Here is a 1,248-nt window from a genome sequence, read left to right on the forward strand (position 1 = left end):
TTGAAGGTAGGATCCGCGGCTGCGTAGATGCGCAGGCCGGTGAAGTGGTTGCTCAACCAGCCAGTCAGCTCATCGTCCAAGACGTAGTGAGGAACAATCAGAACCATGACGCCGCCGTACTGCAGCAATGGCAGGCAGCGCTGGTAGAACGCTTTCTCCAGACGCCTACGGCCGCTGCCCTGGTACTGCGACGCACCGGAGTGGTCCGCCACCAGGTCGCCATAAGGCGGGTTGAGCCAGAGCAGTCCGAACGACTGCCTGCTGATCATGGTGTCGAAAAGGTCACTGTGCAGCACTCGGTCAAGCAATCCTCGGGCATGGTCGGCGCGTTCGCGGTCGTACTCGACAGCGAGGGCTTGGACCTGATCGCGGCCGAGGGAGTGTGCTGCCTCAGCCAGGGCAACCCCCTCACCGGCGCAGGGATCACAGATCCTCATCCTGCCCGACGGGGCGGGAGCGAGGGCCTGCAGAGCGCGTTCGAGGGTGACCTCATCGGTAGGGAAGTAGCCGTTGCGTGCAAAGTTGCGCGCCAAGCGCGGGAACATGAGGGCCATGGGGTCTCCTTGAGTCTGAGAGGGATGGCTCAGGCTTGCGCCTGAGCATCGGTGGTAAGAATGCTTTCGCGGATCAGCTCACCGAGGGTGGGCTCGAGCACGTCGACCCGCAGGGCGAGTCGCCAGGCGCAGACGTTGCCGATCGTCCCTGGTAGGGCGGTCAACATCTGGTGCTGGGTGAGGACCTCCATCACAGGCTCGCGCCAGTGCTGCAGGAGGGGGAGCGGACAGGTTTCCATCACCAGCGGCCAGAGCCTCTGGTGTGGATCCTCATCGCGCTGCAGGAGTGCGAAGGCGAGGTGATTGCTTCGGTCAGGTGCCGAGGCGCGCCGATCGAACAGCCAGAGGTTGAGCAGGCTCCCGAACAACGTGCCGCGGAACTGGCGGGTGGTGCGTTTCTCCAGGAGATCCTGGTTTGGGAAGACAGGTAAGCGGCGGCCGTCCACGATGATGTGGAAATGGTCGATGCCATTTTCTTCCCGGCCCAGCGTCAGCCTGGCCAGGAACTCTTGTGTCACGGTGTCGCGGCCCCAGGCCGAAAGAAAGACCAGGTTGCGCTGCTCGTCGCACACGCAGGCGTCGACGTACAGGTCTGGGCACTCTTCGATCTGGTAGAGCGGGGTGGGATTGGGCATAGGAACCTCCTGGAAGGAGGAGCCACGCCGCCCTCAAGGGGCGGTGAAGCCCCTCGGGG

2 protein-coding genes are annotated in these 1,248 nt (G+C 63.8%); both read right to left on the minus strand.

Features of this window, described 5'->3' with window-relative positions; all coding sequences use genetic code 11:
• Positions 1-554, minus strand: a 554-nt coding sequence (locus FFS27_RS32875) for a DUF6094 domain-containing protein (RefSeq protein ID WP_218570998.1), incomplete at its 3' end; no start/stop codon positions are given.
• Between the two features lie 29 nt (positions 555-583).
• On the minus strand, positions 584-1,189 hold the full coding sequence (locus FFS27_RS32880; protein ID WP_116804136.1) for a hypothetical protein: 606 nt from the start codon (positions 1,187-1,189) through the stop codon (positions 584-586).
• Positions 1,190-1,248 lie beyond the last annotated feature (59 nt).

The sequence above is a fragment of the Pseudomonas sp. 2VD genome, assembly GCF_005503585.1.
GTDB classification, from domain to species: Bacteria; Pseudomonadota; Gammaproteobacteria; order Pseudomonadales; family Pseudomonadaceae; genus Pseudomonas; species Pseudomonas aeruginosa.